Genomic DNA, 25,434 nt, shown 5'->3' with positions numbered 1-25,434 from the left:
AACGCCTTAAAAGGAGATTCCCTTATGTCCTCTCCGGTTCCCAAGCTGCGGATCCACACCGACGTCCACCTCGTCACGGTGGTGCCATACCTGATCGGGTTCCGGCCCGACGACGGCAGCCTCGTCGTCCTGGCCGTCGCGGACAACCTCGCCGTGTTCGCCGCCCGCACGGACCTGCCCGGCCCGGAGCACTGCGGCGACGTCCTGCTCTCCCTGGGCGGTCACCTCGCCGACGTCACGCGGCGAGCCCACCCGGACGCCAAGATCGTCCTCGTCGGCTGGGGTCCTGCCGACCACGTCGACCCGGCGCTGCGCACGGTCGCCGACGTGTTCACCACCGACGGGCTGTCCGTGCGACAGCCGTTGCGGGTGACCGACAGCCGCGTCTTCCACCTCGACTGCGACCACCCAGGCTGCTCACCCGACGGCACACCCTTCGACCCCTTCTCCTCGCCGGTCGCGGCCGAGGCGACATTCGCCGGTGTGGTGGCCCTGCCGAACCGGGCAGCCAAGGCCGCACTGCTCGCCCCGGCCGACACCGCCTCCGGCGAAGCGATGCAGCAGGCCGTCACCCGGGCGACGGCCCGCCTGCAACCGCTGCTCCACGATGACGCCGCCGTGGACGAGGCCGCCGCCACGGCCATCGCCGACGCCATCAGCCGACACGCCACCGGCACCGCGGTTGGTGACGACGAGATGACCTGGCTCCTGGTCCTGCTGGCCCGGCCATCGGTGTCGGACCTCGCCATCGACCACGCCGAGCCGGACGAACAGCACCTCGCGTTCTGGACCGAGATCACCCGCCGCGCCCCGGAACCCCTCGTGCCGGCGCCGGCCACCCTGCTCGCGATCACGGCGTGGCGGTTCGGTGACGGCATGATCGCCACCCTGGCCGCCGAGCGTGCCCTGCACATCGAACCGTCCTGTGGCCTTGCCGATCTGATCCTGCGCGCGGTGCACGCGGGAATAAGGCCGGCGGATGTCGAGCGGACCTTCGTCGACACCGGCAGCGAGTCGCCGGCCCACACCCAACCCCGGGCATGACGATGGCCGCCAAACCTGCCTGGCTGGCACCCGTCGTCATCACCGCCAGCCACTGGCTCGGCCAGGAGCTGCGCCAGGTGGAACAGCACGCCGGCTGCGAAATCGAGTTCACCTCGTCCATCCCGGACGGCCGCAGGAACGCGCGCCGCCGCCCGATCGTCATCCTCGGCGCGGACCTCGTCACCCGCGTCCGCAAACCGATCTACTGCGGCGGCTTCGTCGTCGTGGCCGCCCTCGACTTCGCCGGCCCGCGAACCTTCGGCCACGCCGCCCGGATCAGCGCCTCCTACGTCATCGCCCTGCCCAACGCCCGGGAATGGCTGGTCGACCAGCTCCTTAACCGGGGTCGCAGCAACCCATGAGCCCACCGCAGCGGGGGCGAGCCGTCACGGCTCGCCCCGGCTGTCCGAACACCCATCGCCTCCCATCAGGAAACCAGGAGACCCACAGATGACTTCCCCTACCAGTCCCGCCGCGGCCGACGTCGTACGCGACGAGGCCACCGCCTGGCGGCACCTCACCCACGCCCTCGGCGTCGAGTTGCGCCGCCGGCTGATCCCGCTCGTGCGGGGCCGCCTGTTCGACCTCGACCTTGCCTGCCGGGTGCTGAACGCTGCGGGCCTACCGCCGCTGCCGCACATGTGGACCGTGCAGCTCACCGTGAACCTGCGCCGCCGTGTCAGCTCCACCAGCATGGACCGGGCGGTCGCCGCATACCGCGACGACCTGGACCAGGCGGTGTGCCAGGCGCTCGGCCCAGCCACAACCGTCAGGTTCTATCAGCCGCCGCAGGGGCGCGGCACCGGCGGACGCCACGAGTCCGGCAACCGCAACTACGACCTCTGGGGCCAGCCGACGGTCATGGCTACCGTGCGCGCCGAGACCAGCTACACCGCCGAGACGAAGACGGTCGACACGCTGCTCGCCGCACTCGCCGACTTGCCCGGCGCCACAGCCGACCTCGACACCACGACCCGCGTCCACGTCGAACCCGACCAGGAAACCCCGGTCGAGCTCGATGTGGACACCGACGCCCCGCACCGGCCGTACACCCCGCCGCCCGGCTTCGGCCCAGGTAGCAGCATCGAGGCGCGCACCGCGCGGCGACTCGCGATGGAAGCGTGGCAGCACCTGGTCCGGCAGATCCGCTCGGAACTCATCGACGCGCTCATCGTCGGGGACATCGACGAACAGCCCGGCAGGAACGCCCCGTACGGCGTGGTCGACGACCTCTTGCGTGACCTCGGCCTGCCGGGACTGCCACACGCCCACCTGTACGAGATCGCCACCGCCATCCCGGTCACCTTGACCGCCGACAGCCCGGCCGCCGCCCGGCGCGCCGCGTACCGGATGCTGCGCGACGCCTCGCCCACCTTCCCGCAATGTGGGCTACCGATCACGGTCAGCTCCAGGTTCCGCGACCCAGACATCGTCGCGGCCGACGCAGACAGCTACCGGGTCACCTGGCGCGAGACGTACCTGGTCTGCCTGCGCGGCACCCACTCGCCCCGGCTGGCCGAACACGCCGTGCGGCTCCAGGTCAGCGTCCTGGCCGAGCAGGTGCCGGACATCGCAGGCGTCCCGCTCGTCACCGTGTACCTCGGCGAGTACATCGACCACCGGCTCGACCCCGACCGCGACTGACAGCACCGCATCGAACTGGCCTGGCCCGCCCGCTCCCGGGTGGGCCTTTCGTGTCCTTGGAGGACAAAGCTCATGGAACACATCACCCACCTCGGCGTCGTGCCGTTGCCCGGCGCCCCCAGCCGCGTCCCGCTGTCCATCAACCTGCACGTCGGGCCCCGAGCGACGACCACGACCGGCCTGGCCCACGCCGCCGCTCTCGGGCGGCCCGAATACCTCGCCATCACCGTCGTCGGCGAGATCAACGGCCACACCGTCGACCTCGGCGTCCGCGCCGAGGCCGACCTCGACAGCCTGCCCACCACGATCGAAGAACTGGCCGCCACCGAACCGGTAGCCGGCCTGATCGCGGACTTCGGGCACCGGCTGGCCGAGGCCACCTGGTACCTCACGGTGTCCGGGCTCGCGTACGACGACCGGATCGTGGCCGGGCTCACCGCCGATGACGTCGACTTCCTCCGCCACTGCCTGACCAACCTGGAACGGCACTGGTGGGAAGGCATCGACGCCGCGAACGCCGGCGCCGCCCAGCCACAGCGGGACACCCCGCCCTCGCCCGGATTCCTCAACATCGAACCGACCCCGAGCGCATACCAGGGAATCGCCCGCCTCGCCGGAACCGAACTGACCCGGATCATGGACTACCGCAAACGCCTGGACCGGCTCCTCGACCTCACCCGGCAGACAACCAGCGACGACGCAGACGACCACGGGCAACCGCAGTGACCGCCGACGCCCCAAGCCTCATCGACGACCTCAACCCGTGGGTGGCCACCGCCCCGCAACCGCTGCTGGCCATCACCGGCCACACCGCCGTCATCGCCGAGGTGCGATTCGTGTGGCACGGCATGCACTGCTCCTGGTGCCGCCAGCAGGTGGCGCTGTGGACCGACGGCGGCACCATCGACGCCGGCCTCGCACTCGGCCGCCCCCGGCGGCGCTCGCCCGCAACCGGCGCGCACTGGTACCAGACATACCGGCCCTCCGGCGTCCCCGCCGTCCCAGGCGACTGCCCTCACCCGAACTGCCGCCGCTCGGCCACCCGCACGCTCTCCACCGGCGAGCAGGTGCCGACCGGATGGCTGGACGGCACGTGGCGGCTGGACCCTGGCCCGTTCACCCTCGGCCCACGCACCGACGAACGCTGCCCGCACCCGGCGCACCCGACAACCAACCGGCTGCTGAACGAGGTGTGGTCCACGCTACGGCGCACCCACCCCGACCTGGCCACCGCCGCCGACGCGTACGACGCCGAACGACGCCGCCGCGACCAGCGCGGCTGACCCCGCGACCCGGCGCACCCCTATCCCAGACCGGTGGCCCGCCACCCGCGCGGGCCACCGACCAAATCCGGACGGCGAAACCGCTGCACACCGTGCGGCGTGGCCCGGCATGCCGGTGCCGACGATGCCCAGAAGACATGGAGACCAGACACATGACCACTACTCCCGACCTGATCCCGGCCATCCGCCGCGCTGGCGAATTGCTGGCCAGCGCACGCGAAGGATTGGGGCACCTTTTCTGCGGCGAGATTCAGGGCGTCATCGACCTCCTGCTGGCCGCCGGACTGCGCGACACCGCGATCGACGTGATCACCAGCCACGCGATGGGCGACGACGACGCCGACGACCTGCACCACCACATCTACCTGGCCAGCACCGACGGCGACGATGACCCGAACGAGCTGGCCGGTCAGATGGTCGACGCCCAGCTTCGCGGCGAACCCCTGCTCAAGTGGCGCAACCTGCTGCCCAGCGGCGAAATAGCCGCCTATCCGACCAAGAGCGCCCGCGACAGCGAGGCGCCCTACCTGGCGGAAGCATGGAACGCCACCATCCTCACCGAGGTCTGGGACCGCTCGCACCCGCAGGACGAATCGAACCAGGGCTGGGCACTGGACGGCACGGTCAAGCCGACCGCCTGAGCACGGTTGAACGAACCCGCCGCCCAGCGAACGGCGCAACCCAGCCGCCTCGATATGCCGCTTGCCAGACGACACCCGGCCGATGCTGCGGCGCACACCCATTCGGATCTAGCGGGCCGCCGAACACCGTCCGCCGTGTCGAACGCGGCGGGCCCGCCACCCGGCGCACCCCCCATCTCGAACCGGTAGCCCGCCACCCGCCCCGGGTGGCGGGCTACCCGGCACGTCCACCCCTACACGACCGGAAGGGACCACCGTGACAACCACCATCGAACGATGGGTGCAGGACTGGTATGGCCTCACCCTGCATACCGACAGCGACGACGTCGCGCTCCACGTCTCCACCACTGGGATGCTGGCCGCCGCCCACGCGGCCGGATTCACCACCGCCCTCGACCACACCGACGACATCCTCGCCGCGCAGCTCACCGGCAACGGCCGCGGAATGATCGACACGCCGGTGCGGCTGCTGGCCGCCGCCCGTGACCTCGCCTGGCACAGCATCACCGCGTTCGCCGCTGACGCTCAGAAGGCTGGCCTTGCCAGCCTGCCGACCGGTGCCGGCAAGGTGTGGAGGCCGGTCTGCGTCCACGAGCGCGACATCGGCCCGAAGCTGTACCCGGCACTGGCCCACACGAAGCGCAAGGGCGCACCACCGCGGTTCACCCGCAAGACCGCTCAACGCATCAGCGACGACCTCGCCCGCCAGAGCGGGCAACGCATCAGCCTCACCTTCACCGGCGCCGAACTCACCGTGTCGCACGGCAAACACACGACGGTCCGGCCGACCCAGCACGAACCCGACGCCGACGGCCTCTACGCCCTCGGCGCCGGAAGCCTCCAATGGGAACGGGCCCAGCCATGACCCCATCCGGCGTTCCCCCGATCCTGGTCAGGTTGCGTCACCGGCCGCAGGTCGCCGGGCTGGTCGTGCCATGGATCACCGCCCGAACCCAGGACGGCCGCCACAGATTCGGCACGGTCGACGCCGTACGCGCCGACCAGGCCCTTCACCGCCACTGGTGCCAAATCTGCGGACAACCCCTGCCGGACCGGTTCGTGTTCGCCATGCGCGACCGCGACCTGACCCGCAGCATCGCCCCCGAGGCCCCGATGCACCCCGAATGCTTCCACTACTCGATCACCGCGTGCCCGATGCTCGCCGGTCGCATGGACCACTACCGGGCCAGCGGCCACGCCGACGTGTTCGCCGGCACCGGCATCGTCCTCGGCGACCCCGCCGGCCGCCGCCCCGGTCAGGCCGCCGAGCCGTGGAACGCCGTCTGGGCACACGACTACACGCTCATCACCGACCCGCACGCCCACCTGTCAGCGGCCCTGCTGCTGCCCGACCAGATCCTCCGCGTACGCCCGATCACCGGGCCCGCAGAGCCGACAGACCCCAACGAACCCCCGCACAGTAAAGGAGTTTCGGCATGACCACACGTCCCACCCGACTCTGGTGGCACCTGGACGACGTACTACCGATCGCGGAGCACGCACTCGCCGCATCCGAACGCCGGATCACCCGTGCGCAGGCCCTCGCAGGCTCAGCCACCCAACCGGCGCTGATCTGGGAATCCGAGCCCGACAACGACTGGCTCGGCTCCAACGGCGTGCCCATCTGGTACGCCCAGGACGGCACACCCCGCCGGGTACCGGCCCGCACCTGGCGGCACTACCGGACCGGGACGCTCGGCACGCCCGGCCAACTCGACGGGGCGTCCGGTTTCCTGCGGCTGAACCGCCGCTACCGTGACCCCGACCGCACGCCGCTCATCAAGCTGCTCCGCCGTGGCGCGCAGACCGGCGGGCACTGGTTCGTCCTCGACCCGAACGCCCCGCAAACCATCGACGGCTACCGGGTCGTCGATCACCGCGACGACATCGCACCGGCGGACGCGACCTGGATACCGGCCACGGTCACCTGTCGCGAAGTGATGGACATGGAGTTGCCGGCCATGATCGCCGACGGCTACACCGTCTTCGACGGGGTCCTGCCCACCTTCGACCGCGCAACCGTCGAACAGATCGCCGACGCCCTGGCCTCAGCGCGCATCGGCGACATGCCCGGCGAACACCCGCTCATCCGGCTCCACCACGACGTCGCCGTCATCCGCTGGGAGGCCGACGACGCCCGCACCACCCAAGAGGTCGAAGTCGACCGGGTCCACCCTGACCCCGCCGGACGGTATGCCCTCGGCGTCTACCTATGGCCGTGGTCCGTGATCCAGCTCGGCGAGGTGACCCGGTGATCATCACGCTGGGGTTCACCGAGTCCGACCGCGATGCCGGCTACATCAGCTTCTCCGACGGCTACCAGCCCGGAGCACAGCAGCAGCTCGTCACCATCACGCTGGAAGGCGACGGGACGCAGTACGACGCCGAGGAGCTGGCGGAGGCGGCGTTCGTCGCATCGAACCACCCCGGCGAGGCACCCACCGGACCGGCCAGGACCATCCAACTCGCCCTCGCCGAACAGGCGCCCGGCCCGCTGCGGAGCCTGTCCGTCGGGGACACCGTCACCGTGCACGACCAGATGTGGGCGTGCGAGAACAGCGGATGGCGGCGCATCGACCCACAGCCGGGAGACACCCCGTGACCGGCCCACAGCCCCCGCCGATCCCGGCACGGCTCGCAGCCCGGCCCGTCGACCCGCGCCGAGGACTGCCCATCCCGTACGTCAACGAGCACGACGACGGCAGCGTCAACTTCGCACTCGTCAACGGCGGCCGGGTCCTTCAGTGCGTCCGCGACCGGCTGTGCGGCCTGTGCGGTCAACCCCAGGACTTCCTCGTCGCGTTCGTCGGCGGGCCCGGCGGGTTCCACCAGCGCATGTATACCGATCCGCCGGGCCACGTCGACTGTGCTCGAGCGGCTCTGGACCTCTGCCCGTACCTGGGCCTCGAGCGGCACCAACGGCGCGGGCTGACCGAGTTGACCGCCGCACCCGGGTTCGCCGACATGGAGAAGACCCAACCGGTCATCCTCGCCGTCACCTGGGCCTACGACCTGGCGCTCATCGGTGAACCGCCAGCCCTGATGTTCCTGCCCGCCGCGTGGATGTCGGCCACCCGATTCGACTACGCCGACGGACGGCTCGTCGAGATTGGGCCTGAACCCGTGTCGTAGCCGAGCGGCTTTCCCGCCGCAACAACGCCGCCGCACATCGCGGCACAAACACAGAAAACGGCCCGCCAACCGGCGGGCCGTCGTCGTTTCCTTGGACCCGGGACGCCTCGCCTGGAAAACGTGCGTCCCGGGTTCTCTCCGCAAAGAGAGGACTCCAGTGTCCATCCTCGCCGCCCTGGCCGCCACCGCGGCCCTGGGCTTCCTCCTCGGCCGGGTAAGTGTCCGGCCCACGATCCACACGCTGCTCGCCGAGATCGTTGCGCTCAACGAATGGGCCGCAACCCTGGGAGCCTTGCTTCGCACTGCCGAGTACGCCGCTGGTCACGACCGGCTCACCGGGCTGCCAAACCGCACCTCGGCCGCGAAGCTGTTCACCGTTCGCGCCCTGCTCGGCCACCCGACCGTCGTCGCGCTGATCGACCTCGACCGGTTCAAACACACCAACGACACCTACGGCCACCACGTCGGCGACGACCTGCTCCGCGCCATCGCCGAACGGCTCAGCCTCGCCGCGAAGGAACACGGCGGCGCCGCGGCACGCCTCGGCGGAGACGAGTTCGCCGTGCTCCTGCACGATGCCGACCTCGAACCCGCCAAGCCGATCGCCGAGATCCTGAACGCCCTCGCCGAGCCCACCACGCTGCTCACGCACGACGGCGAGGTGACCATCCACCCCACGGCCAGCGTCGGCATCGCGATCTTCGACGGCAGCTACGGCGACTTCGACACCGTCCTCGGACAGGCCGACATCGCCCTCTACCACGCCAAACGCCAGCGAGGCAGCTACCGCATCTACCGACCGCACATGCGGATGCCGCACAACGCAGGACGCCACGGCCCGCGCCGCCGCGACCACCACCCCGCCGACCGCGACGAGCAGCTCGGCGGCGAGGTGACCCCATGATCGAGCACGACATGGCCTGCAAGCTGTGCACCAAAACCCTCAACGCGGTCGACCACGACGGCACCATCACCTACGAACACCCGATCGCACCGGCCAAGCACGACCCCGTGCAGGTACCGGCCTACCAGCTCGCCGACGTGTATCGACGCTGCCACATTTGCAGCCGCACGGAACCCCTCTGGCTGTACCGCACCCCCACCATCGTCATGGAATCAGTTGCTGGAACCCGGACGGTGACCGAGACCTACAGCACGCACTGGCAGGTCTGCCCGACCTGCGCCGAACTCATCGAACGGGACGACTCAGACCAGCTCACCCGCAACAGCATCGCCGCAGTCGGCTGGCACGAGGGCAGCCAGGACAGTCAGCTGCTAGGACTCCTTCACCGGGGGATCGTCCTCAACCGCCACTCCAGCAGAACGCTGGTGACCACCGGCGGGTGGAGCCCGGCCCAGCTCCGGGCGCAAACCCTGCCGAAGGTGCGCGACCGCCTGGCCGGGCTCCTGCGCGGACCGGTCGGCCTACCCTCACCGCTGGACGACAACAAGGCCCGCCTGCTGGTGGCCGACGGGCTCGATCAGGGCTGGCTCCGCTGGATCGACCCCGAGTTCACAAGGCAGGTCGCGGAAGTCCTAGCCGACTTGCCGGACACCAAAGTCACCGACCGAATCGTCCCCGCCGGGGGCGGCCTGCTCGCCTGGTCCACGCCGGTCGACGACCGCCACCGCCTCGCCGCTGCCTCCTGGAAACCGCACGCTGACGGCTGGCAAATCCTGTGCTACCGGAGCCTCGGCCTGGATGTATCAGCGACCGTGATGGAACCGGTCCGGCACGAGGTCGGCTGGCTAATCCCCGTCCACGCTGTCCACGTCCCGCGCGAAACTGTCGTCAACGGTGACGATCCGCTCGCGGGCCTGGTGGCCTCCTGGCTGATCATCGCCCAAAAGCTCACCGAGGAGGAGCCAGCTGCGATTGATCCGCCCATCCGCAAGGCGTACACCCGCGCCCGCCGACCGGCACCCGAGGTCCGGATCATCCGGATCAAACCACGCAGCACCCGCCCGCGACCGGCCACCCCTACGATCAGCAGCACCACCACTGGCAGAGCGAAACCCGACTACCGGTACTGGGTCAGCGGCCACGAACGCAACCAGGCGTACGGTCCCGGCCGCTCCCTCCGACAAAAGATCGACATCGACCCGTTCCTAAAGGGCCCGGAGGATGCACCAATCAAGGCGAGCACGACGGTGCGGGTTCTCGGCACGACACGCCGGGCAGCCGAGGACGAAAGCTCAGCGTCCGGCAACAGTTGATCAGCCGGCGGGGCAGAGACGGGTATCGTCTCTGCCCCGCGCTCGCAGGGCTCAGCCGGCCGTCCCGCGTTCCTGTGTCAGCACGTCGTCGCGGAGGCGGACGATGGAGGCGATATCGGGTCCTTCGACGTTGAGCCGCCGCAGACCCTGATCTCTTTACACGTCGCGACGCATTCAAAAGGACGAGGCGACGGCTTCTAATTGTGCGTTGTCTTCCGTTTACGGTTTTGCACAGTTCCCGCCAGCGGGGAGACTCGCCCGTCAGTTGCGTCGTGCACATGTGCCTTGATCGTATTCTCACGCATCTCGGCCGGCGAAGAACCTACCATCGGCTACGGCATTGCCCGGCGGCGAAGAGATACGCAGGCGAGCTGCGCGGCGTATTGCGGCGCGGGAAGGAGCCAGGGCGGGCAAGATCCGTGGCTACCCGCCGTCTGTCTTGAGGTGGCCATCGTAGGGCTGACTCGCGCGCTGGAAGCAGGCGCCGGAGACGCGACTGGTGACAGTGCGTACGTGCTGGAAGTGAGCTGTCCGGTAGTAGGCGTGTAGCCGGTGGTTTGTCGTCCAGGCATCGAGCCGCAGCCAGGTCAGCCCCGCGTCGAAGGCCCGGCCCGATGCCCAATCGAGCATGTCGTGGCCGAGGCCGGAGCCGGATCGGTCCAGGGGGAGCATCATCTTGGCCGCATAGAGGGCGTCTGCTGGGTCGTCCTCCGGGTACCAGAGCGCCTCGGGATCCCGGTCGGGCTTCCACAAGCTGTCGACGTCAACGTAGGCAGTAAGGGTGATGGTGGCAGCGGGTTCCTGGTCGTCCCACACCATCCACGTCTGGCCAGCAGACACAGTCGCTGCGATGGCCGAACGGGGCAGCGGGATCGACCACTGGTCCTCTCCGCGACGTCTGAGCCACGCGACGCGCTCCCGGCGCCAGCTCATGATTACGTCGACGTCGGCGAGTGCGGCCCGAGTGATGATCACGTGCCGTCCCGGAACTTCGCGAATATCGCCGGATCTCCCAAGGTATAGATCAGCCGGTTCATGTTCCCGGCGAAGACTGTTACCGACACGCGAACCGGACGCTGTGGACTGAACCCAGTTCGCAAGAACCGCAGCACCGGCGTTCCCGGTGGCAGCGCGAGCAGTCGTGCCTCGTCGGGTGTGGGCATCGCTGCGGTCAAGTCGTCTTCCACGGCTGGCTGCGGCCATCCGCGTTCGGCAAGCAACCGAGTCGTGCCCTGCGGAATGTCCTTCGGGCTAAGTAACTCAGGTATTAGCTCACACAGATCCATCGGATACCAGGTGTCCTGAAGCGAGGACGGGCGGCCGTTGATGAGACGGACACAGCGCCGGACGGCCGCGTGGCTGTCCGCCTCCACGGACAGGCGCTCCGCAATCTCGGCCGGCACTGCCATGATCTCGACCCTGAAGTCTTGCGCCGGCTCGTAGCCCTGCGCCCGGACCTCCCCGAACCAAGCGTCGGACTCGGGCCACAGGCCGTCCGTCATCTCCGCCCGGGAGGCGTGATAGGTGAGCGTCAGTACCTCACGAACCACCATGCCGCCCGTCCGTCCCGCCACCCGCTCAACCAAGCCCTCGTTGATGAGCAGGGCCGTGGCGTCGCGGGCAGTGTTGCGCGATACGCCAAACTCGGCCTCCAGTTCGCGCTCGGTTGGAAGCCGATCGCCAGGTCGCAGGTCGCCACGGGTGATCCGCTTTCGCAGCTCAGCCGCGACTAGCCGGTACTTCGGCGCCGTCATCGCGTGGGTACCTCTCCTCAAATGGTTGGTATGAATCTATCAGCTCGTCTTGACTAGCGACCCAACTCGCTGCAATGGTTGGTATCAATCCCACCATAGATCTGAGGCTGAGGTTGTGGCCGATTCACTCCACCCACAGGCAAAGGACTCCCATGGCCGAGGACCTCGAACTTGCTCGCGACATGGAGCGGGTCTGCTACGCGCTCAGTGTCACGGGGGCCTATTTCGCCGGAGTAGATCAAGCAGAGAGCGCTAGAACCCTGGAAGGCAAGATCGTCTACTCGCCGCTCCGGACGCTGGTCGAGCAGTCTCGGACCATCGCGGCGCGCGTCCAAGAACACCTGCGCAACCAGGGGAAAGCGGATGAAATGTGCTCGCCACTGCCGGATCCAATGGAGTGAGGTGATCATCATGTTGGTCGGCGCGTCAGTTTCTGCGTTGCTGGTGGGCTTTCTCGCCGGGCTGCTGTCTTTCAAGATCAAGAGTCGGTGGTGCCCGCAGTGCGGGGGGCTAACAACTGATCTGGCCCGTCAGCCCGCGGAACGAGTGCGCTGAGCGTGCTCGAAGGCTGGCAACGCGTGGCTATCGCAGACTGCGTGATCTTGCACCCGTGGTGGATGGGGTCGGGCGGCGTGTACCGCTCAAGCAGGCGCGTACCGGCCCAGGCACGGCCGGTATGCCGCGTCCTTATTCCGAGCGTTGGGATTGCTTAATGACGACGTACAGCGGTGGAGAACAGATCGAGCATGCACAAGCAGTGCTGGACCGGCACGTGGTGTCCAGCATCGACGGTTTGTGCGTCACGTGCCGTGTGCTCGGACCGTGCGCCGAACACGAGGCGGCGGCCAGAGTATTCACGCTCTCCTTACGGTTGCCTCAACGGCGGCCCGGAGCCACACGCCCGGACCTAGTAGGGGGCCGAGCCCGTGGCCTTTCGATGGCTGACGCTGGCCGGTTGATGTTCGACCAACCAGCACTTGGCCAACGTGGCGGGACGTCGCGCACCGCTGCGGAGTGCGCGAGTTTCAGATCTGGTCACGTGCACGACGCTCGACCCGCGGAAGGAGGTAGGAAAGCCCAGGAAGGAGCCTGCATTCAAACCGGCGGTGTCGGCTCCCGCGTGCACAACGACCTGACTGTTGCAGAACGATCTGATCCGCTAGGCGCCGTTGGCACGGCGACCGCTACGGACTCCGGGCGGCGCCAAGCGGCCACGGCCAGGTCGGCGCCGTGTCAGCGTGTGCGGCTCGTCGATGTCCTCGGCTGCCCCGGCGTGGGGTTCAGCCGGCTGCGGTCAAGGAAGGTCCGTGCATCCATCCGGCAATGAAGATCCTGCACCGCTGTCACGAGATGGGACCGGAAACGTGGTCGCACGAGCGCCTTGGTAGTTGCTGTTGCCGGCTGGTGAACAACGGGCCGCCATGCCCGATGTCCGATCAAGTTCAGGTGAAGCGCTTTTGGGAGGTATCGAGGTGGCACTAGAGTTTCTTGGCAAAGACCCGAACAGCCCCGACGGAGACTCGGCAACGATTTATCGCGATTTGGATCGAGATACGTACCTCGTTCAAGGGTTGAAGGTTGTTGACCAGGACCGCCTGAGCAAGCTGTGCTTGCCGGAGCACGAGACAGTGGTGGAGATTCCGCGCTACATGACCCAGTTCTTCCCGGAGGTCTCTGGTGGTGGCCGTTCCTAGCATTCAGGAGCTGCTGCGGTCGTGCGACCATTCGGCGATTCATCTGGAGATGCGGGATGGATACGACCGGGATGACCCCATGTTCCTGGCATGGCAGCAGGGGCACGGCGATGACCCTCGTGCCGATCGGTCCGAATGGTGGCGGCCGTGGCTAGACGTCATTGCCGAGGTCACGGGTCGAGGTGTCCATATTCAGCGGGCCAGGATCGTGAGTGAGCCGGTCAGCGAGTACATCAAATTCGAGTACCAAGGCGCCTTCACGAACGTGGCAGCAGGCGAAGAGATCCGCTGGCTTCCGCGAAGGAGGGCCACGGATCTCGCGTTGCCGGGCAACGACTTCTGGGTGTTCGACGAGGAACGCGTGCGCATCGGTCACTTCGACGGCGAGGGGAAGACGGTCGGGCATGAGATGACGGAAGACCCGGGCGTCCTGAAGCTGTGCTTGTCGGCCTTCGAGGCAGTGTGGGGTCGCGCAACGCCCCACGAGCAGTACCGCCCGAGTCTTTAGGGCAGCTCAGCAGCAGTTAGATGAAATCGCAATCGTCAAGCGCACAGCAAGCGCTCGCAGCTTTAGGTACCCGCCTGCGTGAGATCCGCATCGACGCGGGTCTCACCGGGCGGGCCCTGGCGAAACACGCAGGGTGGCATGAGTCGAAGGTAAGCAAGATCGAGTACGGTCGCATTCAGCCGTCTCCTGAAGACATCCGCGCCTGGTGCCTGCATACCGGCGTCTCGGGGCAAGCCGCAGAGCTCGTCGCCTCGCTGCGTGCCGTGGAAGGAATGTTCGTTGAGTGGCGGCGTATGGAGTCAACTGGCTTGCGCCGTGCGCAGGAAGCTGTCATCCCTCTATGGGCGCAGACACGAAACTTCCACATCTACAACCCGCGTCTCATCCCCGGTCCGATCCAGACCCGCGGGTACATCGCGGCTCTCCTGAACGGCCTGCGCCTGCGCCGCAGTCTCATCGACGACGTCGAGGATGCAGTGCAGGTGCGCGTAGACAAACAGCGCGTCGTGGTCGAGGGAAGTCACCGATTTTCGATCCTCCTTGAGGAGAGCGTCCTGCGCTACCAAATCGGCGGCACCGAAGTGATGACCGGCCAACTGGGACACTTGCTCGCAGTCAGCTCACTGCCATCAGTCTCCCTCGGAATCATCCCCCTCGGCGCCGATCGTTCGCGGACGTGGTCAGTCGAGGGGTTTTGGATGTTCGACGAGAAGCAGGTCAAAGTCGAACTGGTCAGCGGACACTTGACGATCACGCAACCGCACGAGTTGAAGCTGTACAAGAACATCTTCCGCGACCTTTCCGACTTGGCAGTTTTCGGTCGGGAGGCGAGGACTCTGATCGCCGGCGCCATAGACCATCTGGATGGCACCAGAGGTTGATCGAGCAAGTTCGAGCACACTCGTAGAGGATCAGCTCCCCGCCGCCATAGCATGATCGCGAACAGTTCACCGGCGTGAGGCGCGCGCCATGGCGGAATGGTTTGCGATGGGAATGGGATCGGGTGCAGTCCTCGGAGTCGACCTCCAGTGGTTTGGCGGATTCCGACACGCACCGACCGTGGTCTCTTCTCGATCCCTGGTGAGCTTCCTCGTTCATTCATCAAAGGCGGTCTTATGGCTGCGTACACCTATGGCGGCCCGGTTGACGCCTGCCAGCTCGCTTGTGGAGATGTCCGGCGCCCCACGCTCGGTAGCGATGACCGGCAGTCATACAGGCTCGTCTCATGCCGGTGGCGGGGTTAGGCGGATTCTGATGAGTGAGTATGTGATTGATACGTCGGTGGCGCATCCGGCGCGGCGGTACAATTATTGGTTGGGTGGTAAGGATAATTACGCAGCCGATCGTGAGTCCGGTGACAAGGCCAAGAAGGCGTTTCCTGGAATTGTGATCACGGTCCGGAAGAACCGGGCGTTCCTTCGGAGTGCGGTGACGTTCGCGGCGGCCGAGCTGGGTATTCGGCAGTTCCTGGATATTGGCACGGGGCTGCCGACGGCGGATAACACGCATGAGGTGGCGCAACGTGTTCATCCCGATGCCCGGGTGGTGTATGTGGATAACGATCCGCTGGTGCTCGTGTACGCGCGGGCGTTGCTGACCAGCGGTCCTGAGGGCCGGACCGAATACATTCACGCGGACCTGCGTGATCCGCAGGGCATCCTGGCGCACGACCTTCTACGGGACACGCTGGATCTGTCGCAGCCGGTGGCGTTGGGGCTGGTGGCGGTTCTGCATTTCGTTCCCGGCCAGGAGGCGCACACGGTCGTGAAGAGCCTGCTCGAACCTTTGGCCCCGGGCAGTTGCCTGATCGTGTCGCATGGTTGCCTCGACCACATCGACCCAGGTCAGCGTGCTGCTTTGGACGAGTCTAAGTCGGTGGACGATGTCACCAGCCGGTCCAGGGACGAGATCGCCGGGTTCTTCACCGGAACCGACCTGGTCGATCCTGGCCTGACCCTGATCAGTAGGTGGCGGCCCGAGCCTGATGCCGACATCCCGGCCGACGATCAGGTCGCCGGCTACGGCGGCGTCGGTATCAAACGAGCCTCCAGTTAGCCGCCGGTCCCGCAAGCGAACGCGACCGCTCGGGTGAGACCGCCGGAGATGGCCGGGCTCGCCCAGCGATGGTGCCGGTGCGGGAGTCCCCTCACGCACTAACCCGGCTGGCAACACGGCCTCCTGCACGACCGATCTGACCCTGAACCGTCCACATAGGACGTCCGTGTTCCTGTCGCCGGTTCCGCCGACAGGCTGCTTAAGGAGAGAGACAGATGTTCAGACGTTCCCGTGCGCTGCCGGCTAGGGGGGTTGACCGGCCGTCGCTACAGCCGGACGAGGTGATGTCGAGGAACCAGCCTCGGTCGGGCCGGTGTCGGCGTGGGCTCGGTGTGTTCGCCGTGCTGGTGGTGTTGGGCACGGCCGCGTGTGGCGGTGACAGCGGGGCGGCTGCCGGTAGTGGTGTGGATCGGGTCACCTATGTCACCGGGTTCGGGATCAGTGGCCGGGAGTCGTATGTGCACACGGCGATGGCGAAGGGTTTCTTCCGCGAGGCGGGGATTGAGGTGACGGTGCAGCCGGGGCAGGCGGGCCCGTTCAACGAGACCGCGGTCGGGTCGGGCAGAGCGCAGTTCGCGGCGGTGGATACCAGCGGCGCGTTCGTCCGGTTCGTCAAGACCCCGGCCGGGCAGCGGAGGGTTCATACGGTCGCGGCGGTGCAGCAGCGCACGCTGCTGTCGATGGTCACTCTCGACGACCGCAATATTCGGGTGGCGAAGGATCTGGCGGGTAAGCGGCTGGGGGTGGGGCCGGGGGCGGCGCCGCGGGTGATGTGGCCGCTGTACGCGAGGCTCGCCGGCGTCAATCCGGGGTCGGTCCGGTTTGTGGAGAGCAAGCCGGACGCGTTGGCCGGTTTGCTGGTGGCGGGCAAGGTCGACGCGATCGGTTTGTTCGTGGCCGGTGTCCCGCAGGTCGAGGCGGCCGAGGCGAGACTGGCGGCGGAGCAGGGCCGGCCGCCGCGGCAGGTGGTGAAGCTGCCGTACTCCGATGTTCTGACCGACCTGTACGGCACCGTCCTGATCACCTCCAACACCCTGCTGGAGCAGGACCCGGATCTGGTGCGCCGGTTCACGGCCGCGTTGATGAAGGGTTTGCAGTACGCGGTGGAGCATCCGCAGGAAGCCGGCCGGATCCTGCACGAGTACGACGCCAAACAAGACCCGGTGACGGCGGCGGCGGAGTTGGAGCTGATGAAGCCCTACAGCGTGCCGCCCGCCGGGCGCCCGTACGGGTCGATGAGCGAGGCGCAGGTGGCGCGGACGTTGGCCCTCCTGAAGAACCTGCCGGAACTGCAGAACCTGCCGGTGCCGGTGGACGCCCCGCAGGAGCTGGTCGCGTTCGAGGTGGTGCCCCGATGAGCACCGAACCCGCCGGCATGAGCGCACCACACCGGTCCACCTCCTCGCAGCCGCACCCTCCGGCCCGGCAGGCGGCGTATCTGTCGGTGCCGTATCCGTTGGACAACGCGGCTGCGGGTGCGGATGACCACCATTACGGGCTGGCGCATCTGCTGGATCCGTTCTCACGTTCGCGGCTGGCCGCCCTCCGGGACTGGACCGGCGCCCGGGTGCTGGAGGTGGGCTGCGGTAAAGGCTCCTTCGCCCTGCACCTGGCGGAGCTGGTCGGCCCCGCCGGGCAGGTCATCGCTACCGACCTCAAACCCCCGAGCCTCGACCACCACCGGATCACCGTGATCGCGCACGACCTGACCGGTGACCAACCCGTTCCGGGCGGCCGGTACGACCTGATCCACAGCCGGTTGGTGCTGCCCCACCTCCCCGGCCGGGAACAGATCCTGCAACGGCTGATCGCCGTGCTCGAGCCGGGCGGGGTGCTGGTCGAGGAGGCCTGGCAGCCGGTCCGCAGCAACCCGGTCATCGCCGCCCCCGACCCGGACGCCCGGCACCTGTATGAGCGGTTCGCCATGGCCTCCGGCCGGGTCTTCGACCAGGCCGGCACCGATCCGAGCTGGGCAAGACGCGTCCACACCGTGATGACCGGCCACGCTCTGACCGATGTCAGCACGATCATCCACGGCAGCTACTGGCACGGCGGCGACCCCGGCGCCCGGATGATCGCTGCCATCCTCGGACAAATGACCGATGCCCTTCTCGCGCAGGGCATGTCCCACACGGACCTCGCCACCGTCCTCCAACTGCTGCAAGACCCGCGGCTGGTGGTGCACTCCCACCTGCTCCACTCCACGGCCGGACACCGGCCCCTCCGTTAGCCGCCCACCCCGCCCCGTCAGCAACAACGGGCACCCCGCCTGCGTGGCCTTGGGCCCGGCCGGAACCCGGTCCGCGGCCCCAGCAACACCCTGTTCCGCCACCCTTCAACTCACGGGAAGGTCGCTCGTGCTTTCACGCCTGCATCGCGTGCATCGCCTGCTGACGGTGCTGCTGCCGGTGGCCGCGTGTACCGCTGGTATCGCCGGCTGGTGGGCGGCAACCGTCGTGTTCGACATTCCCTCGCTGTTCCTGCCGGATCCGGTGCAGGTCGCCCAGGCGGGACGCGCGATGCCGGGCTATCTGGCCGGGCAGGCGTGGGTCACCCTCCGGGAAGTGATGGTCGGGTTCGCCCTCGCCGTCGCGACCGGCCTGGCCACCGCCGCGCTGCTAGCGGTTTGGCGGCCGGTCGAACGCGCGTTGATGCCGCCGCTGATCGCCCTCAACGCGGTACCGAAAGTGGCGGTGGCGCCCCTGCTGATTCTGTGGCTCGGCTTCGGCCCGGAACCCAAGATCGCCCTGGTCTGGCTGGTCTGCGTCTTCCCGATCCTGCTCAGCGCCCTCGCCGGGCTCACCTCCACACCCGCCGAACTGGCCGAGCTGGCCCGGTCGCTGACCGCCGGCCGATGGCGCACCTTCACCACAATCCGGCTGCCCTACGCGCTGCCGCAGGTCTTCACCGGCCTCAAGCTGAGCATCCAACTCGCTGTCGTCGGCGCGGTCGTGGCCGAGGTGACCAGCCCGAACGAAGGGTTGGGTGCGCTGATCGTGACCAGCGCCGCGCAAACCGACACCCCCCTGGCGTTCGCCGCGATCACCGTGCTCGCCGCGCTCAACGTCGCCCTGTTCTACATGGTCGCGGTCGGGGAACGGCTCTTGCTGCCCTGGGCGAAAGCCGAATCCACGTGAGTCCCGCTCTGTTGCGTAGCCGGCGACGACGCCGAAGTCCCGGTCCAGCCACCAGGCCGGGCCACCCCAGGCCAGGACCGACCCGCCTTCACCCCTGCACCATTTCCACCCACGAGGCAAGGGCAGCCCGAATGACCACCACAGCAATCAGGCAAACACCGGCCCGCACCGCCGCAGAAGCCGGCACCGGCCCGGCCCCGGCGCCCGGTACCGCGGGCTCGGTCAAGGCCCGGCGCGGCGGGCCGATGACGCCTATCGTCGGCGCCGAACGCGCCCAGCTCCGTAGACACGTCATCGACCTGTACGTCGACCAGCAGTTGCCGATGCGTGAGGTCGCTGCCACGATTGGCCGCTCCTACGGCCTGGTCAACAAGCTCCTCGACGAGGGCAACGTCACACGCCGTCCCCGCGGCATGCGCCACCGCAAAACACCGGCAGCAGCAGCTTCCGGGATGCCGTCGCCCGGAGCGCCCCGGGGCGCGGTCGGCGGGCAGCGTGCTGTCCCTGCGCGGGCCGCAGGTGCGGCCGGAAGCGGAGGGTGCGATCGGGTGATGTCGCGGTGATGCCGGCAGGTGAGTCCCGGCAGCCGGCCTTCGGCGAGCGGGAGTTGTGGCGGTTCGCCGATCGGGCGTACTGGCTGGTCCATGACGATCTGACCGGGGCGCTGCGGACCTCGCCGCGGGTGGCGGACCTGACCGTTGCCGCCGCCGTTTTCGCCGAGCTGATCTGCGTAGAAGCACTGACCTGCCACCGCGATTCGTTCGTGATCGAGGCCCGGCCGCGGCTGGTGGACGCGCTGGGTCAGAAGCTGCTGGCCGCCGTGGCCCGCCGCTCCGGCCCGTTGCCGGCAGTCATCAACGACCTCGCCGCCGGTCTGCGGCTCCAGGTCCGGCAACGGCTCCTCGACGCGGGACTAGCCGAACACCGCCGTATGGGCTGGCTACGCCGGAGCACGGTCGTGGCGCCCGACCGGTACGCGGGGCCGGCAGGAGCAGCGGCAAATCTCGCCCGTCGCGTGGCATCGGGCCCCCCGTTCCCGGTAGACGATCTGGTCCTGCTGCACCTGCTCCAGCAATGCCACACAGCCGGGAATGCACCCAGCAGCATCCCGGCCCAGGTACTGACGGCCGAACTCCACGAGACCAGCGACATCGACCCATACCGCGCCCTCCTCCGGGCCGCCAGGGCGATAGGCCGCGCCGCACAACCACATCCCGCACCGGCAGCGTGAGCCGCCCCCGCAAGGGTGGCTGCCGGGAGTGGGTCGAGCGTCCCTCCAACGCTCTCGACCCACGGCAGGGGGCCGCGGCAGCCGTAGCGGCCTGCGCTGACCGCGGCCCCCTGAATCACCCCCCACGACCACCCGGCACATCGGAGTGCCGGGCCAACCAAGAAACGGAATCGATGAAACTCCTCACCAGGTCGGCAGTCGCCCTCGGGGCTGCCGCCACCGTGCTCGCCGGGACGGCCTCACCCGCCGCCGCGATCGGGCCGTAGTTGCGGCCGGAAGCGGCGAGTTCGATCGGGTGATGTCCCGGTGATGCCGGCGGCCCCGGCCCGAAACGGCCGGGCGCCACCCGTTCCTCCCGCCGCGACGAGCGGGCGGCGTCCCGCCCCCCTTTTCACAGCACGAGCTCGACTTCGTATCCATCCCTTTGTTCATCTGTGTTTTCGAGGAGAAGTCCGCCAGCATGGCCAAGTTCGCTCGACTCCTGCCGTTCGGCCGGTTGCAAACCCCGATCCGTGCCTTCGTCCACCCCGTGACGGGCCGGACGGTGACGGTGGTCGCCACCAACCACTTCGGCACAACCCGCTACTACCGGGAGCTGCTGACGGCCATCACCGACCGGCAACAGCGCGGCGCCACCGTGTTCAGCGAAGGCGCCGACATGGTCCCCGGCGACCAGGTCGGTGCCACCGCCGACGAGCAGAGCGCCCTGGACAGCATGCGCAGGGCGAACAACCAGATGGCGGAGGTGTTCGCCGGGTTCGGGTGGGTGCCCGAGTCTGACGTGATCGGCTTCCCCGCCGAGTGGCGGTACGTCGACCTGTCCCACGAGGCCGTCATCCGCCACGGCGGCGCCGCCACCTTCCAACACCTCGCCGACACCGCCACCGGACCGGCCGTCGACCCACGCCTGGTAGCCGGAAGATTCCTGTTCGCAGCCGCGATCGGCCTGCGGGTCATCGGGTTGCTCCCGGCCGGGATGCAAGCCCAGCTCAGGAACGACACCGACACAGTGATCCTGGATCAACGCAACAAGCTGGTCCTCGACGAGATCGACACCACCGACGGTGACGTGGTGACCCGATGGGGAGCCCGGCACCTCCCCGGCCTGGCAGCCGGCCTCACCGAGCGCGGCTTCCAGCACACCGGCCGCGACAGCTGGCACACCGTCGGCACCCTCCCACCCATCCCCACCGCCCTCTGGCAGCTGCGGGCCGCGCACCGCGCCGTCACCCACGACGCGAAAGCGGCCGTCCGATGAGCCGGCTCTGGCACCACACCCGCATCGCCGCGATCGCTTTGTGCATCGGCGTGGTGATCATGCTCCCCGCCGAACGCGCCGCCCGTAAAGCCCACGCGGGGCAGGGCCGCGCCCACCGCCGGAAGGCCACCCCATGACCACCCCACCCACGGCCACGGGCGAGGCCCGCAAGCCCCGCAAACAGCTGACCGGCGCCGCCCGGGAAAGCCTGACCACCTACGCGACCGCGGCCTACCAGCGAGGCGACAGCATCCGCACGATCGCCGCCACGACCCGCCGCAGCTACGCCAACATCCACGCCATCCTGACCGACGCCGGCGTGACGTTTCGCCCACGCGGCGGAACCCCCTCCCGCCCGGCCGGGCACCCCGGCCCCACGACCGTCGCAGCCTCAGCGCCGAAGGAGTCCCGCCGATGACTGCCCTGCTGATCGCCACGTTCAACTACGAAAGCGGCGGCCATAACAAGCTCACCGACACGTTCGACATGGGACCGCTGAAGCAGGCGTTCGCCGTCCTCGACACGCCGCCGGCGCTGATCCTGTTCTGTGAGGGCAAGCTGTACCGCCGCCACCAGTACCACGGGTTGCGGCTGGCAGAACAAGCGTTCACCGAACAGTTCGGCACCCCGTACTACGGGTTGCTCGGCACCATGACCCGCGGGCCGATGCCCCCCGCGATCTTCTACAACACGAACGTGTTGACCTGCCTGCACTGGCCCGGCGACGACCCCCACGAGCACGTGTTCGACGGTCAACGCAACCTCGGCCGCTTCCGCACAAAGGACGGCCGGGAGTTCGGGGCGTGGGTCGACCACCTCGACCCCTGGCACGGCTGCGACCGGCTGCACGCCGCGAAACTCCGCGGCCCGCACGGCACCAGCAGCCTGCCGTTCATCGGCGGTGGCGACCTCAACTGCTCGGCCAGCGGCCCGCACCTCCCGCAACGCGACTGGACCACAGCACACTACGCGTTCCGCCGCTACAAAGGCACCCACGACGGATTCGACACCGACAGCCGAACCCTGCACGGGCCGGTGCGCTCGAATACCGCCCCGATGGACTTCCTCATCGGCGCCTGGGACCACACCACCGGACAACGCACCGAAGGGGCCGGCTACCACGCGATCGCCGAACTCGCCTGGCAACACCAGCCCCGCACCACCATCCAACCGAGCGTGATCGGCAAACCCCACGAAGGCGGCACCGAACTCATCGACTGGTTGCTGGCCAACGACGCCATGCTCCCGTACGTCGACCCAGCCAGCTACCAGGTCCACACACCGGCTGCCGGGCACCCCGTACCGTCCGACCACTACCTGATCACCGCCGTGATCAACCTCTGAACCCGAGACCCCAACCATGACACACGACGACACCCACCAGCCCACCGACAACGTCGCTGCACCGCCAACCGGCCCAGGCGTCGCCCCGGCGAACCTCAGCGACGGCTACCCGCCGGACCTGGCACCGGCAATCGACACCTCGTCGCGCATCCGGCCCGATCTGGCCGCACGGCGCCGAGCTGACTCCGATGTGGCGGCCCGCCGCCAACGCCAGCCAACAGGCGACAGCAATGACGGGCTGACCCGCCTTCCCAGGCCGGGACCGGCATCGCCGGCATCCCTTCTTCCGGCGGTGCCGGCCCGGCATCTAGGCGCCGCCCGTTCGAAGCCGCCAGGACGAGCGGGCGGCGTCCCAGCGGCACACGAACGACCTTCACCACGATCTCATCCGTTCTCGTTCTCAGGAGCAGTTTGCCTCGCCATGGTCACGTCCGGTCGTCTCGTTCCCTTCCGCGCTCTGCAAACCCGTCCATGTCCGCCGGGATCACATCGGGCGTCGAGCAGTGCCACGCCGACTGCCGGAGCGCACGGCGGTGACTGACCTTCTCCCGGCCACGAAGCCCGCACTGCGGACCTACCCCGCATTGACGGACGCCGAGCGTGCCCGGCTGACCCCTGGCGTGGTCGAGGCGTACGCGCGGGGCGACCACCTGACCACGATCGCCGCCGCCACCGGCTGCAACAAGCACGCCGTCCGTCGGCTCCTCATCGAGGCGGGCGTGACGCTGCGCACTCGTGGTGGCGGCGGCCCACGGCCTGGCATCGCCGACGCGTCCACGGCAGGCTGGGCCGCCGCGTACGGGCGCGGTGACTCCCTCGAGGCCATCGCTGCCGCCTCTGGCCGCGGCACGCTCGCCGTCCGCCGGTACCTCGTCCGCGAGGGCGTCAACCTACGCAAACCTGGTCCTCAATCCGCGATCGCCGACCCGTCCAGAGCGAGTTGGGCTGCCGCGTACGCGCGCGGCGACTCCCTCACCACGATCGCCAATGCGACCGGCCGCAGCATAGGCACCATCCACCGGCATCTCCTCCGTGCGGGCGTGACGCTGCGCGATCCCTCGCCCCACTACGGCATCTCGGAGACCGAACGACAGCGCCGAGAGAACGTTGTAGTCGCCGCATACGCGCGCGGCGACACGATCCGCGCGATCGCCGCCACTACCGGCTACTCATACGGTTGCATCCATAAGGTCCTGACGGACGCGGGTGTCGAACGGCGTCCCCGAGGAGGGGGCCAACCGCCATCAGCCCCCGTCCAGCGCCCCCAATCTCCGACCCGTCGGGGCCGGTGACGAAGCTGTGAACAGCTCACCGCAGCCGGGACTCAATACCGGCATCGTGCATCCCGCCCGCCGCTATGACTACCTGCTCGGCGGTAAGGACAACTTCGCCGCCGACCGGGAATCCGCCCTGGCCCTCCTCAAAGCGTTCCCGGCCGAAGTGAAGCCAGTCCATCCACGCGTCGCCGCGAAGGAGCCGACCGCCATGCCATCGACCGAAGGGCTCACACAGGTCGACCGGCCGACGCACGAGCGTTGTTTAGGGCCTGACGATGAATTAGCTGGTCGGTTCGAGGTTGATTGTCTGGTCTCGTAGGGTTTCTGGGATCGGTCCAGGATGGATGACGTAGTTCCACTCGCCGTGGAAGGCGTATCGCTGGACCGGGACAGCCTTGATCTGTGCGTCACTGACTCGGATCCCGGTGGGGTACTGGCTGGTGTCCATGACCGCGGCGACGGTTAACCCGGTCTCGGTTGTGGTCGCGGCGATCGTCTCCACGATGACCTGGTAGTCAGTCAGTGGCCGGCCGCGCCAGTTCATCGAGATGAACGAGAACAGGCGGTGTTCGACCTTGTTCCACTTCGAGGTACCGGGCGGGAAATGACAGACCGTGATCTGCAACCCGGTCTGCGCCGCGAACGCGGCGATCTCGACCTTGAACGCCCGTAGCCGGTTACCGTTCGAGCCGCCGCAGTCCGCGGTCAGCAACAACCGGCTGCTGTGCGGATACCGGTCCCGGCCGACAGAATCCCACCAGGTACGGATCGCGTTGACCGCGAAAGCAGCCGTGTCGTGGTCCACCCCGACGGTGACGAACCCGGTATCCGCGCCGATGTCGTACACCCCGTACGGAATCGCCCGGGGAACCCCGCTGGGGAAGTCATGACCGTTGACCTGCACAGGCCGACCGGTCGGCTGCCATTCCCGTCCGGTTTTCGCGTACTCACCGACCAGTTCCTTCTTCTTCGTGTCCACACTGATCACCGGATCCCCGGCATCCAGGAACACGGTGGCGAGAGCGTTGATCTGGGCGAACTGGGCATCACGATCCGGGTGTCCAGCGCCTTCCTTGGTCTTGAACACCGCCTGCAACCGATACCCCGCCTGCTTCAGCAACCGGGCCACGGTCTTCTTACTGGCGGTGAAACCCCTGGCATACAAGCCTTTCATCAACTGAGCCAAAGATTTCGTCGTCCACCGCAACGGCGACA

Annotated in this window: 29 protein-coding genes and 2 pseudogenes; 28 read left to right on the top strand and 3 right to left on the bottom strand. The window is 68.3% G+C overall.

From position 1 onward, the window contains the following. Positions 1-24 precede the first annotated feature (24 nt). The 13 genes from AB0O15_RS37805 (at position 25) to AB0O15_RS37745 (ending at position 9,961) form a co-directional block, all read left to right on the top strand. Complete coding sequence (locus tag AB0O15_RS37805) at positions 25-1,044, top strand: DUF4192 domain-containing protein (protein WP_364329421.1); 1,020 nt, start codon at positions 25-27, stop codon at positions 1,042-1,044. Positions 1,045-1,046: 2 nt separating this feature from the next. Further along, complete coding sequence (locus AB0O15_RS37800; protein ID WP_364329418.1) at positions 1,047-1,406, top strand: hypothetical protein; 360 nt, start codon at positions 1,047-1,049, stop codon at positions 1,404-1,406. 88 nt (positions 1,407-1,494) lie between these two features. Beyond that, positions 1,495-2,688: a hypothetical protein gene (locus AB0O15_RS37795; protein WP_364329415.1), complete on the top strand. Its 1,194-nt coding sequence runs from the start codon at positions 1,495-1,497 to the stop codon at positions 2,686-2,688. Between the two features lie 72 nt (positions 2,689-2,760). Further along, a complete protein-coding gene (locus AB0O15_RS37790; RefSeq protein ID WP_364329412.1) occupies positions 2,761-3,414 on the top strand; it encodes a hypothetical protein in 654 nt (217 codons plus the stop codon). After that, positions 3,411-3,971, top strand: coding sequence for a hypothetical protein (locus tag AB0O15_RS37785; protein ID WP_364329409.1), 561 nt, complete (start codon positions 3,411-3,413; stop codon positions 3,969-3,971). The genes AB0O15_RS37790 and AB0O15_RS37785 overlap by 4 nt, the downstream gene beginning before the upstream one ends. A gap of 152 nt (positions 3,972-4,123) precedes the next feature. Further along, a complete protein-coding gene (locus tag AB0O15_RS37780) occupies positions 4,124-4,612 on the top strand; it encodes a hypothetical protein (protein WP_364329406.1) in 489 nt (162 codons plus the stop codon). 256 nt (positions 4,613-4,868) lie between these two features. Next, positions 4,869-5,477, top strand: a complete 609-nt coding sequence (locus AB0O15_RS37775) for a hypothetical protein (RefSeq protein ID WP_364329404.1) — start codon at positions 4,869-4,871, stop codon at positions 5,475-5,477. After that, positions 5,474-6,052: a hypothetical protein gene (locus tag AB0O15_RS37770; RefSeq protein ID WP_364329401.1), complete on the top strand. Its 579-nt coding sequence runs from the start codon at positions 5,474-5,476 to the stop codon at positions 6,050-6,052. Before AB0O15_RS37775 ends, AB0O15_RS37770 begins: the two co-directional genes overlap by 4 nt. After that, complete coding sequence (locus AB0O15_RS37765) at positions 6,049-6,867, top strand: hypothetical protein (protein ID WP_364329398.1); 819 nt, start codon at positions 6,049-6,051, stop codon at positions 6,865-6,867. The genes AB0O15_RS37770 and AB0O15_RS37765 overlap by 4 nt, the downstream gene beginning before the upstream one ends. Continuing rightward, the gene (locus AB0O15_RS37760) at positions 6,864-7,214 is read left to right on the top strand and encodes a hypothetical protein (RefSeq protein ID WP_364329395.1); all 351 of its coding nucleotides are present in this window, start codon (positions 6,864-6,866) and stop codon (positions 7,212-7,214) included. Before AB0O15_RS37765 ends, AB0O15_RS37760 begins: the two co-directional genes overlap by 4 nt. Continuing rightward, positions 7,211-7,744: a hypothetical protein gene (locus AB0O15_RS37755; RefSeq protein WP_364329392.1), complete on the top strand. Its 534-nt coding sequence runs from the start codon at positions 7,211-7,213 to the stop codon at positions 7,742-7,744. The genes AB0O15_RS37760 and AB0O15_RS37755 overlap by 4 nt, the downstream gene beginning before the upstream one ends. A 157-nt stretch (positions 7,745-7,901) precedes the next feature. Continuing rightward, positions 7,902-8,648 carry a GGDEF domain-containing protein gene (locus AB0O15_RS37750; RefSeq protein WP_364329389.1) on the top strand — a complete coding sequence of 249 codons (747 nt, stop codon included), beginning with the start codon at positions 7,902-7,904 and terminating at the stop codon, positions 8,646-8,648. Next, the gene (locus AB0O15_RS37745) at positions 8,645-9,961 is read left to right on the top strand and encodes a hypothetical protein (protein ID WP_364329386.1); all 1,317 of its coding nucleotides are present in this window, start codon (positions 8,645-8,647) and stop codon (positions 9,959-9,961) included. Before AB0O15_RS37750 ends, AB0O15_RS37745 begins: the two co-directional genes overlap by 4 nt. Positions 9,962-10,384: 423 nt before the next feature. Here the strand turns inward: AB0O15_RS37745 and AB0O15_RS37740 are convergent, their stop codons facing one another. Together AB0O15_RS37740 and AB0O15_RS37735 are read right to left on the bottom strand one after the other, a co-directional pair. After that, on the bottom strand, positions 10,385-10,936 hold the full coding sequence (locus AB0O15_RS37740; protein WP_364329384.1) for a GCN5 family acetyltransferase: 552 nt from the start codon (positions 10,934-10,936) through the stop codon (positions 10,385-10,387). Next, positions 10,933-11,715: a GntR family transcriptional regulator gene (locus tag AB0O15_RS37735; RefSeq protein WP_364329381.1), complete on the bottom strand. Its 783-nt coding sequence runs from the start codon at positions 11,713-11,715 to the stop codon at positions 10,933-10,935. Before AB0O15_RS37735 ends, AB0O15_RS37740 begins: the two co-directional genes overlap by 4 nt. 152 nt (positions 11,716-11,867) lie before the next feature. Between AB0O15_RS37735 and AB0O15_RS37730 the strand changes: the two genes are divergently transcribed. From AB0O15_RS37730 to AB0O15_RS37660, 15 genes and pseudogenes are all read left to right on the top strand, one after another. Next, complete coding sequence (locus AB0O15_RS37730; RefSeq protein ID WP_364329378.1) at positions 11,868-12,116, top strand: hypothetical protein; 249 nt, start codon at positions 11,868-11,870, stop codon at positions 12,114-12,116. Positions 12,117-13,136: 1,020 nt separating this feature from the next. Continuing rightward, entirely contained in the window at positions 13,137-13,409 is a 273-nt protein-coding gene (locus tag AB0O15_RS37725; RefSeq protein ID WP_364329375.1) for a hypothetical protein, read from the top strand. Continuing rightward, entirely contained in the window at positions 13,396-13,917 is a 522-nt protein-coding gene (locus AB0O15_RS37720; RefSeq protein ID WP_364329372.1) for a DUF6879 family protein, read from the top strand. Before AB0O15_RS37725 ends, AB0O15_RS37720 begins: the two co-directional genes overlap by 14 nt. Before the next feature lie 20 nt (positions 13,918-13,937). Then, positions 13,938-14,798 carry a helix-turn-helix transcriptional regulator gene (locus AB0O15_RS37715; protein WP_364329370.1) on the top strand — a complete coding sequence of 287 codons (861 nt, stop codon included), beginning with the start codon at positions 13,938-13,940 and terminating at the stop codon, positions 14,796-14,798. A 373-nt stretch (positions 14,799-15,171) separates the two neighbouring features. Continuing rightward, the gene (locus AB0O15_RS37710) at positions 15,172-15,972 is read left to right on the top strand and encodes an SAM-dependent methyltransferase (protein ID WP_364329367.1); all 801 of its coding nucleotides are present in this window, start codon (positions 15,172-15,174) and stop codon (positions 15,970-15,972) included. Positions 15,973-16,313: 341 nt separating this feature from the next. After that, positions 16,314-17,330 carry an ABC transporter substrate-binding protein gene (locus AB0O15_RS37705; protein ID WP_364329364.1) on the top strand — a complete coding sequence of 339 codons (1,017 nt, stop codon included), beginning with the start codon at positions 16,314-16,316 and terminating at the stop codon, positions 17,328-17,330. Further along, positions 17,327-18,202, top strand: coding sequence for a methyltransferase domain-containing protein (locus tag AB0O15_RS37700; protein WP_364329361.1), 876 nt, complete (start codon positions 17,327-17,329; stop codon positions 18,200-18,202). Before AB0O15_RS37705 ends, AB0O15_RS37700 begins: the two co-directional genes overlap by 4 nt. A 127-nt stretch (positions 18,203-18,329) precedes the next feature. Further along, entirely contained in the window at positions 18,330-19,109 is a 780-nt protein-coding gene (locus AB0O15_RS37695) for an ABC transporter permease (RefSeq protein WP_364329358.1), read from the top strand. A 131-nt stretch (positions 19,110-19,240) separates the two neighbouring features. Beyond that, complete coding sequence (locus tag AB0O15_RS37690; RefSeq protein WP_364329356.1) at positions 19,241-19,672, top strand: hypothetical protein; 432 nt, start codon at positions 19,241-19,243, stop codon at positions 19,670-19,672. Then, a complete protein-coding gene (locus tag AB0O15_RS37685; protein ID WP_364329353.1) occupies positions 19,672-20,340 on the top strand; it encodes a GPP34 family phosphoprotein in 669 nt (222 codons plus the stop codon). Before AB0O15_RS37690 ends, AB0O15_RS37685 begins: the two co-directional genes overlap by 1 nt. 460 nt (positions 20,341-20,800) lie before the next feature. Next, the gene (locus tag AB0O15_RS37680) at positions 20,801-21,598 is read left to right on the top strand and encodes a hypothetical protein (protein WP_364329350.1); all 798 of its coding nucleotides are present in this window, start codon (positions 20,801-20,803) and stop codon (positions 21,596-21,598) included. 133 nt (positions 21,599-21,731) lie between these two features. Further along, positions 21,732-22,016, top strand: a complete 285-nt coding sequence (locus AB0O15_RS37675) for a helix-turn-helix domain-containing protein (protein WP_364329347.1) — start codon at positions 21,732-21,734, stop codon at positions 22,014-22,016. Next, a complete protein-coding gene (locus tag AB0O15_RS37670; protein WP_364329344.1) occupies positions 22,013-22,942 on the top strand; it encodes a hypothetical protein in 930 nt (309 codons plus the stop codon). The genes AB0O15_RS37675 and AB0O15_RS37670 overlap by 4 nt, the downstream gene beginning before the upstream one ends. 533 nt (positions 22,943-23,475) lie before the next feature. Next, positions 23,476-24,234 (top strand): helix-turn-helix domain-containing protein, encoded by a 759-nt coding sequence (locus tag AB0O15_RS37665; protein WP_364329342.1) that lies wholly within the window; start codon positions 23,476-23,478, stop codon positions 24,232-24,234. Positions 24,235-24,241: 7 nt separating this feature from the next. Beyond that, positions 24,242-24,379, top strand: a pseudogene (locus AB0O15_RS37660) (SAM-dependent methyltransferase); the annotation flags it as partial. 171 nt (positions 24,380-24,550) lie between these two features. Here the strand turns inward: AB0O15_RS37660 and AB0O15_RS37655 are convergent. Further along, a pseudogene (locus tag AB0O15_RS37655) lies at positions 24,551-25,434 on the bottom strand (ISAzo13 family transposase); the annotation flags it as partial.

This window comes from Actinoplanes sp. NPDC089786 (assembly GCF_040684855.1).
GTDB lineage: Bacteria > Actinomycetota > Actinomycetes > Mycobacteriales > Micromonosporaceae > Actinoplanes.
Note: the sequence above shows the minus strand (reverse complement) of the source record. Positions and strands in the feature narration are given on the sequence as shown.